This is a genomic window from Trichococcus sp., assembly GCF_055118575.1.
Window position 1 is genome coordinate 23,807 of the sequence record NZ_JBSQPW010000034.1, and the last position, 8,302, is coordinate 32,108.

An 8,302-nucleotide genomic window follows, 5' to 3' on the forward strand; every position below is an offset into this window, starting at 1 on the left:
TCATGGGAGCATTGAGCCCGAAAGAATTATTGGAAGAATCCATCCTGAGAGGCAAACATAAAGCCGATTACAGTCTGATGACGATGGCAACATTGGGAATCATGGCCGGCGTCTTCATCGGCCTTGCGGGTGTCGCCATGATCCGCACAATGGGATCGATGCCTGCTGAGTGGGGTACGCTCGTCAACCTGTTGGGAGCGATGGTTTTCCCGGTTGGTCTTATCTGTTTGCTTTTGGTGGGCGGCGAATTGGTGACAGGCAATATGTTGTCTGTGTCGCTAGCACTATTCGCAAAAGAAATTTCCGGAAAAGCATGGTTGAAGAACATGGCGGTCGTCACACTGTTCAATCTGATCGGTGCACTGTTTGTGGCCTACTTCTTTGGCTATCTGTCCGGAACACTTCAAGGCGTGTTCGTGGAACGGACGATTGCCGTCGCAAGAGGCCGGCTGGATGTGGCACCCGTGCAACTGTTTTTCTCAGCTGTTGCTTGCAATATCCTGGTCTGCACTGGCGTTTATATGAACTATGCAGCCAAAGATTTCATCGGCAAAATCCTTGGCACGTACCTTCCGATCATGGCTTTTGTGGTCGCCGGCTACCAGCATGTCGTCGCAAACATGTTCCTGATTCCAGCAGGTATTTTTGCAGGAGGGGCCACTTGGACGGAATTCATGCTGAACATCAGCATCGTCTGGATCGGAAATCTTGTCGGCGGCGGTTTTTTCATGGGCGGCCTCTATTTCATGGCATACAGGATCGGTATGCAGAAGTGAAGATATCCGTTTGATTCCCAGCGTAAGTCTTCTATAATAGTGACAGGAGGGAGGACGCTGCATGAAGACTCTAAGAGTAGGTACACGAAGCAGTGCATTGGCATTGAAACAAACCGAGCTTGTGATTGAGGCATTGAAAAGAGTGGACCCATCGGTGAATGTCGAGGTGGTCGGCATCACCACCAAAGGGGACAGGTTGGTGCATGTACCATTAACACAAATCGGGGGCAAGGGCGTGTTTGTGAAGGAAGTCGAGGCACAGCTTTTGGATAAAACAATCGATTTTGCAGTACATAGCCTTAAGGATGTACCGGCAAGATTGCCGGAAGGATTGACTATCGTCGCAACACCCAAACGGGCTAATCCATTCGATTGCTTGATCTGGAATGACGACAAACCATTTTACGGGGTAACTGCTCCTTTGGTGATTGGAACGAGCAGTGTGCGCCGGATCAACCAATTGAAGATTGCATTTCCGAACCTGTCGTTCGTGCCGATTCGCGGCAATATCGAGACCAGGCTCAGGAAGATGAAGGAAGAAGGGTTGGACGGCATCGTCCTTGCGGCAGCAGGGCTTGAAAGGATGGACTATCTGGAAGGACTGCATACACTCATGCTGGAACCGGAAGTCTGTACACCGGCAATCGGGCAAGGGATCATGGCTGTCCAATGCCGTGAAGAGGACAAGGAAATAATTGAGCTGCTCAGTGGAATAAACGATCAGACTGCCTTGATGGCCAGTCTCACTGAACGATTTTTCCTGCATCGCGCCAATGGCAACTGCGACTTGCCGATAGGCGGGTACGCGCATCCATTGGACGATGGAAAATGGGAATTCTTGGCTTTCTTGGCAAATTCGATCGACGAACCGGGTGTAAGGAAACGTTATGTCGGGGATGATCCGCTGAAGTTGGCGGAATTGGCTGCGGACGAATTGCTGCCATGACGAAAGCGATCTTGTTGACGAGACCTTTATCCATGAACGCCGAAGATCAGGTCCGTTTCCGTGCGCATGGGTACGGACAGTTTTACGAAGTACCCCTATGTGAAATCAAGCAGTTGCCAATATCGGAAGCCGTCAAAACAAACATCAATGCTGCCGAGTGGTTGTTCTTTACGAGCCAAGCGCCTGTCAAGAGTGTCCTGGCCGTTGTTGAAAAAGGGCATCGCCCTTTAATTGCTGTGATCGGCAAAAAAACAGGCGAAATGGTCCGGTCATGTGGATTTGAAGTGGCATTCATCAGCCCGCAGGAGACAAAAAAAGAGTTCGTTTCGGCGTGGACGGAACGCTTTCCGGGAGGAACTTCGATTTTTTATCCCAAGAGCCAGTTAGCGGATGCGTACATCGAGGAACGGCTGGGGATCGAAAACGAGGTTACCGGTACGGTTCTTTACGAGAATGTACTTCTCGACGAACGCAGGGAGGAATTGGCGGAAGTCCTCAACTTGGGCGACTTATCCGCTGTATACTTCGCAAGCCCATCGGCATGGAAGAGATTTCTTGCGGTCTATGACAAAACCGAAAAAAAAACGCTCCTTTTCTTCGCCATCGGAGAGACCACTAAGAATGCGATCAACCAAAGCGGCTATGAAGCTGTTTTGCTTCAACGATAAGCAACCAGGCGCAAAGATCCAATCGATCTGAGCGCCTGTTTTTTGTCCTATCGATCTTTTCTCCGGGCATCAAGTCTAGGGAAAGACATTCGTGGTATACGGTGCAGTCAGGAAGTTGTAGAATATAGGTAAAAGGTATGCTGAATGAAAGAATACGTTCTTCAGAAGGGAGAATCGAGATGGGGAATCTGTACAAAGACAAATTGAGCGGCAGCCGGATCGGCATCGTTTTCGGAGCCTTCGCACCTTGCCATATTGGGCATCTGGAAGTCATCCTGAAAGCCAAGAAGGAGAATGACGGTTGCGTCGTGATCGTCTGCGGAGAAGATGGAGATTGTGGCGAGCCTTTCGGTCTGGATGTCTACAGGCGATTCCGCTATATGCGCGAATTGTTTGCGGATGATGACCAGATTTATGTAGTGATGGCGGCGGGTCAAGGAATTCCGCAAAAGGAAATTGAGTGGGAGCCGTGGTTGGAAATCATCAACCTCAAAATAGTTGATTCGTTGCAGCACAGCGATGCGCAAAAGATTTGGTACACCGGGAAAAGAGTGCAGGCTGAAGCATTGGAAAAAGAATCCAGTGACGAAGTCCACTTGGTGGATACTAGCCTCTACCCGGTCTCTGGTCTGAATATCCGAAATGATGCCTTGCGCTATTTTAATGCCATCGCATTGCCTTTTCGGCGTGCGTTCACGAAAAAAGTATTGGTGTTGGGAGCTCCGAGCGGGGGGAAAACGACATTGGTCAAGGATTTGGCGAAACTGTATTCCTGTCCTTACAGCTTCGAGTATTCGCGCCAATATCAAGAAGAATCGAATGTGAATGATTTCGAATTGGATGGTATGGATTATCAACGGTTAGTCACCGGGCAATTTCAGCTGAATCGGGACACGATTGCGGATCCTGCCAGTCAAGGAATGGCCATTTTGGACACAGATGTGATGGTCACGAAAGTTTACGCACGCCTTGGCGCCGAGGACGAGGATTATGCGATCACACCGGAAGAATATGCAATTGTGGAACAGTCTGCCAACGCCTTCATTGCACGCCAAGTATGGGATCTGATCTTGGTTGTGCCACCGACTCTGAAATATGTCGATGACGGCTACCGCAACATGGAATTTTCAGAGGACGCCTTTTTGACGACCATCCATGAGATGATGCTGGAGGAAATCGCAAACAGCGGAAACCTGGATAAAGTGGTTATGCTGGATGCGAAAGGGGTCGACGATAAGGACGAGTACAGTTATTATGCCCGCTATAAACAAGCAAAAGAAGCGATCGACACGCTGATGGGACACAATCAATAAAACAATAGTATCAGACATAAACGAACAAGGGTGTTCGGAATAACCGATCACCCTTGTTCGTTTATGTCTGATTTTCAGAGAAGCATTCCCGTGGTATGCTTGCTTTACCATCGAATGAAAAAGAAGTCGCTTCATGCTTAAATATTGAAGCTTACATTCATAAAAAGATAAAATTAATGGGGGAATCAGCATGGTTAAGATAGTATCATCTGTAGAAGAGTTGATTGGAGATACACCTATCATCAAATTAAGCAATGTCGTGCCGGAAGGGTTCGCTGATGTCTATTTGAAATTGGAGGCATTCAATGTAGGCGGCAGCATAAAGGATCGCATCGCCTTGAATATGATCGCGACTGCGGAAGAAGAAGGAATCCTGAAACCGGGTGACGCGATTGTTGAGCCGACAAGCGGCAACACAGGCGTTGGATTGGCGATGTTGGCAGCAGCGAAAGGGTATAAATCCATCTTTGTGATGCCGGATACAATGAGCATCGAGAGACGCCTGTTGCTTTCCGCTTATGGGGCCGAACTCGTGTTGACTCCGGGTGCCGAGGGGATGCCTGCAGCAATCGCAAAAGCGAAAGAAATTGCAGCCCAACCTGGTCATTTTTTGCCTTTGCAGTTTGATAATCCAGCCAATCCGGCTATCCATGAAACGACAACGGGTCCGGAAATCATTGCCGCTTTCGGTGGTGTCGGTCCTGATGCCTTCTTATCGGCTGTCGGAACAGGCGGTACAATCACAGGGGTTGGCAGAGCCCTACGAAAAGCGAATCCGGATGTAGGCATCTATGCGTTGGAACCTTCTGAGTCCGCCGTATTGAGCGGTGGCCAAAAAGGTCCGCATAAGATTCAGGGAATCGGTACCGGCTTCATTCCGCAGGTATTGGACACATCGGTATTCGATGGTGTGTTCCAGGTTTCAAGTGAAGAGGCTTTCGCGATGACACGCAGACTTGCCAAAGAAGAAGGCATTCTGGTGGGCATCTCCAGCGGTGCAGCAGTGGCAGGCGCCATCGCTTTGGCTGGGCAAATTGGTGCAGGCAAGTCGGTAGTGACGATCGCACCTGATAATGGCGAAAGATACCTATCCACCCCAGTGTTTCAGAATTAAGCATCTCACGGGATAGTGAGCATGCCCCAACCAAAACAGGTGCAGTTCCTGTGGTTGGGGCTTTTTTGTGTTCCTAGTCTGGAGTTGGCGTTTAATTGTGTATGTTTCGCTTCTTTTTTTCCGCAACTATTCGTATGGATTTCGAGGAATTCGATGGGTATGCTCATTTAAAATGGAATCAGCAACAGAAAAGGAGCATCGGTTTCTCGGACTTAAATTTAGGAGGCGTCAAGATGAATCCAGTCATAATCATTCCAGCTCTTAACCCTGATGAGAAGTTGGTTTCATTGGTTGAAGAGTTGCAGAAACAGGATCTGCACACCATCGTGGTGGACGATGGCAGCGGTACGGAACATGCAGCAATTTTTAGACTTTTGAAAAGCAAATACGCCAGCGATATTTGCACACATCCCAGCAATTGCGGTAAAGGCCGGGCCTTAAAGACAGGGATAAGTTTCCTTTTGGATAAGTATCCTGAGTGCCCAGGTTTTTTGACAGCTGACGCAGATGGTCAACACGCGGTCAAGGATATCAAGGAAATCGCAGACATGCTGAGCAAAAATGAGCAGGCATTTGTTTTGGGTGTGCGGAACTTCAAGGAGCCGGACATTCCCTTACGCAGCCGCGTTGGCAACAGGATGACCTCTGCGGTTTTCCGAGCAGCGACAGGCGTCCGTTGCCAAGATACCCAGACTGGGCTGCGGGGCGTTCCGATGCGATACGCGGATCTGTGTCTTGGACTGCCGGGTGAAAGATACGAGTACGAGATGAATATGCTCATGACATTTGCGGCAAATAAAATCCCTTTCAAGCAAGTGCCGATCGAGACCATCTATATTGAGAATAATCGTGCCTCGCATTTCGATCCCATCAAGGACTCAGTACGCATCTATTGGAATATACTGAAATACGGTCTGTCTTCCGCGCTGTCGGCACTGTTGGACCTGTCTTTGTTCGGATTGTTCAGTACGTACCTGTTTCCATCCATAACGGAAACAATAGGCCTTGCGACCTTGTTGGCCAGATGCATTTCCGGATCCGTAAATTTTATCCTGAATAAGCAGTGGGTTTTCCAAAACGAGCGATCATCCGGAAGCCAAGGAATCAAATATGGCGCACTCTTCATTGCGCAGCTGGTTTTGAGCGGACTTCTGGTGGAACTTCTGAGCGGATTGTCGATTCCGTTGCTGTTCGTAAAAGCAGTGGTGGATGCAGCGCTTTTTTTTTGCCAGTTACGCGATCCAAAAAAAATACATATTTAATACGGTAAAGAAAGGACAAATCATCTCATGAAACAGTTTTTTTCGAAGCCCTACCGTTGGGCGTTCATTTATTCTAGCCTGTTGAGTGCAGCGGCTGCATTCGTCTTATTGGATGCCTTCGTCATCCCGAAGTCTTTGTCTGCGGTAGCAGCCACAGAGACGACAAGCACAGGAACCGGAGAAACGGATCTGGATGGGTCCGAATCCGCAAGCGAACTGACAGATGCAACTGCCCTGGTCACTGAATCTTCCTATGAGGATGAGAACATCAAAATAGCCATCGAGACAGGTCGTAGCAACAACACAACCTATTATGCGGTGGATGTCCAGATTTCCGATGCCTCCTTCCTAAAGACTGCTTTAGCACAGGATACTTACGGCAGAAACATTAAAGCGGTCACCTCAAACATCGCTACCAGCCATGATGCAATTTTGGCAATCAACGGCGACTTTTACGGATTCCGGGATGAAGGTTATGTCCTAAGGAACGGAACGCTCTACCGCGATATTGCGAGGGACACCGAATCTGCGGAGTCCTTGGTCATCGACAACGAAGGAGACTTCTCCATCATTTCCGAAAATGAAACGAGTCTGTCTTCCCTCGACACATCCAGCATCGCGCAAATCATCTCGTTCGGTCCTTCTTTGATCGAAGATGGGGAAATAACCGTGGATGCTTCGAGCGAAGTATCCCAATCGATGACCAGCAACCCGCGGACCGCCATCGGCCAAATTTCCCCGTTGCACTACATCATTATCGTGTCGGATGGCCGGACAGATGAGAGTGAAGGGTTTTCGTTGCTGCAGTTGGCGGAAGAAATGCAGAACAGAGGCGCAGTCACGGCCTACAATTTGGATGGCGGCGGCTCATCAACATTGTATTTCAATGGTGAGATCATCAATAATCCGACGAGCGGCAACAGCACAGGAGAAAGGGAAGTGAGCGATATTGTCTATTTTGGATATGAATAAAAAAAATTCGGCATCAAGGAAAATCGGAATCACATACAGTGTATGGACTGTTTTAACCATCACAACCGAAAAGATTTACAGACTGTTTGGTCACGGCGTCACCTCGCCGGCAATGACGTGGATGTTCTTGTATCCTTTGGCAGGGGGGCTGCTCATTTATCTCGTGGCCACAGCAAAGGTAGGTATCGTCGATACGGAGCGTTTCCGCAGTTTTTCCAACCTGTACCACTCGGGAATCGCCACACTCACAGTCGGTAATTTCCTGAAGGGTGTGCTGGAAATTGCCGGAACCGATTCGGTCTATCTAGCTTATTTCTGCATCGTCGGCTCAAGCATGGTACTGCTCGGCATCTTGCCACTGCTTTCAGGGAGCACCAAAGGGATAACCGAATCAAACTGAGGTGAAGAACACCCATGTGAAAGCAGCGAACCCTTGCTCCTGACCGTCCTAAATAGTGGCACTTCCGGTCCCCGAGAACTATAATATAGGTAATGGATTCTGTGAGATGAGGTGAAAAGCATGTTTACGGACAAACGGCTTACGGAGGCTTACGAAAAGGCCAGGGTCGAATACATCGATGAAACTTCCAATTATGTTTTTTTGAGTGACTGTCACAGAGGCGATGGGAGTCTTTCTGATGAATTCGCCCGGAACAAGAATATTTTTCTGCATGCGATGGAATACTATTACAAGAATGAGTTCATATACGTTGAAAATGGGGATGGTGATGAACTATGGGAGCACCACGAGTTCAAGCACATCAAGAATGCCCATCCTGAGGTATTCGCAGTCCTGAAACGTTTTTATGATGAAAAACGCTTGATCTTGATTTACGGGAACCACAATATTTATCTGAAAAGCCAATGGTATGTGGAACAAAATTATTTTCGGAACTACGATGAATATACTGAATTCTTCTACGATTTCCTACCTGGAATCCGGCCGATCGAAGCCTTGGTTTTGAAGCACCGGAAGACGAAACAGGAAATATTCGTTGTCCATGGCATGCAGGGGGATTTACCGAACGACCAACTTTGGTACCCGACGATGCTCTCCTTGAAATACTTTTGGCGGTTTCTGCACGCTTTCGGAGTCAAGAGTCCGACGAGCCCAGTAAAAAATATGAATAAGCGGCATAAAATCGAAAAAAAGCTTAATTGCAATATCAAATGCATAAAAAATTTTAAAAACCTTTATAGACAGCGAATTACTCAATAATCCAGTATTACCAATGCTTTGAAGCCATTGAC

At 48.2% G+C, this 8,302-nt stretch carries 9 protein-coding genes; all 9 read left to right on the forward strand.

What is annotated here, in order from left to right; translation table 11 throughout:
• The first annotated feature begins 2 nt into the window (after positions 1–2).
• The 9 genes from ACTCCX_RS10090 (at position 3) to ACTCCX_RS10130 (ending at position 8,270) form a co-directional block, all read left to right on the forward strand.
• Positions 3–776: a formate/nitrite transporter family protein gene (locus tag ACTCCX_RS10090; protein WP_463275869.1), complete on the forward strand. Its 774-nt coding sequence runs from the start codon at positions 3–5 to the stop codon at positions 774–776.
• Positions 777–837: 61 nt separating this feature from the next.
• Entirely contained in the window at positions 838–1,722 is an 885-nt protein-coding gene (gene hemC, locus ACTCCX_RS10095) for a hydroxymethylbilane synthase (protein WP_463275870.1), read from the forward strand.
• Positions 1,719–2,390 (forward strand): uroporphyrinogen-III synthase, encoded by a 672-nt coding sequence (locus ACTCCX_RS10100; protein WP_463275871.1) that lies wholly within the window; start codon positions 1,719–1,721, stop codon positions 2,388–2,390. Before hemC ends, ACTCCX_RS10100 begins: the two co-directional genes overlap by 4 nt.
• 179 nt (positions 2,391–2,569) lie before the next feature.
• Positions 2,570–3,703, forward strand: a complete 1,134-nt coding sequence (locus ACTCCX_RS10105) for an AAA family ATPase (RefSeq protein ID WP_463275872.1) — start codon at positions 2,570–2,572, stop codon at positions 3,701–3,703.
• Between the two features lie 190 nt (positions 3,704–3,893).
• Positions 3,894–4,817 carry a cysteine synthase A gene (gene cysK / locus ACTCCX_RS10110; RefSeq protein ID WP_463275873.1) on the forward strand — a complete coding sequence of 308 codons (924 nt, stop codon included), beginning with the start codon at positions 3,894–3,896 and terminating at the stop codon, positions 4,815–4,817.
• Positions 4,818–5,050: 233 nt separating this feature from the next.
• A complete protein-coding gene (locus ACTCCX_RS10115; RefSeq protein WP_463275874.1) occupies positions 5,051–6,079 on the forward strand; it encodes a glycosyltransferase in 1,029 nt (342 codons plus the stop codon).
• A 27-nt stretch (positions 6,080–6,106) separates the two neighbouring features.
• Positions 6,107–7,051 (forward strand): phosphodiester glycosidase family protein, encoded by a 945-nt coding sequence (locus ACTCCX_RS10120; RefSeq protein WP_463275875.1) that lies wholly within the window; start codon positions 6,107–6,109, stop codon positions 7,049–7,051.
• Positions 7,029–7,451, forward strand: a complete 423-nt coding sequence (locus ACTCCX_RS10125) for a hypothetical protein (RefSeq protein WP_463275876.1) — start codon at positions 7,029–7,031, stop codon at positions 7,449–7,451. The genes ACTCCX_RS10120 and ACTCCX_RS10125 overlap by 23 nt, the downstream gene beginning before the upstream one ends.
• A 120-nt stretch (positions 7,452–7,571) precedes the next feature.
• Positions 7,572–8,270 carry a hypothetical protein gene (locus ACTCCX_RS10130; protein WP_463275877.1) on the forward strand — a complete coding sequence of 233 codons (699 nt, stop codon included), beginning with the start codon at positions 7,572–7,574 and terminating at the stop codon, positions 8,268–8,270.
• Positions 8,271–8,302: the final 32 nt, after the last annotated feature.

Bases quoted from the DNA above. Each gene is read 5' to 3' on its own strand.
- ACTCCX_RS10105 (WP_463275872.1), top strand. From the start codon at position 2,570: ATGGGGAATCTGTACAAAGACAAATTGAGCGGCAGCCGGATCGGCATC.
- ACTCCX_RS10120 (WP_463275875.1), top strand. From the start codon at position 6,107: ATGAAACAGTTTTTTTCGAAGCCCTACCGTTGGGCGTTCATTTATTCT.
- ACTCCX_RS10090 (WP_463275869.1), top strand. From the start codon at position 3: ATGGGAGCATTGAGCCCGAAAGAATTATTGGAAGAATCCATCCTGAGA.
- ACTCCX_RS10115 (WP_463275874.1), top strand. From the start codon at position 5,051: ATGAATCCAGTCATAATCATTCCAGCTCTTAACCCTGATGAGAAGTTG.
- cysK (WP_463275873.1), top strand. From the start codon at position 3,894: ATGGTTAAGATAGTATCATCTGTAGAAGAGTTGATTGGAGATACACCT.
- ACTCCX_RS10100 (WP_463275871.1), top strand. From the start codon at position 1,719: ATGACGAAAGCGATCTTGTTGACGAGACCTTTATCCATGAACGCCGAA.
- ACTCCX_RS10130 (WP_463275877.1), top strand. From the start codon at position 7,572: ATGTTTACGGACAAACGGCTTACGGAGGCTTACGAAAAGGCCAGGGTC.
- hemC (WP_463275870.1), top strand. From the start codon at position 838: ATGAAGACTCTAAGAGTAGGTACACGAAGCAGTGCATTGGCATTGAAA.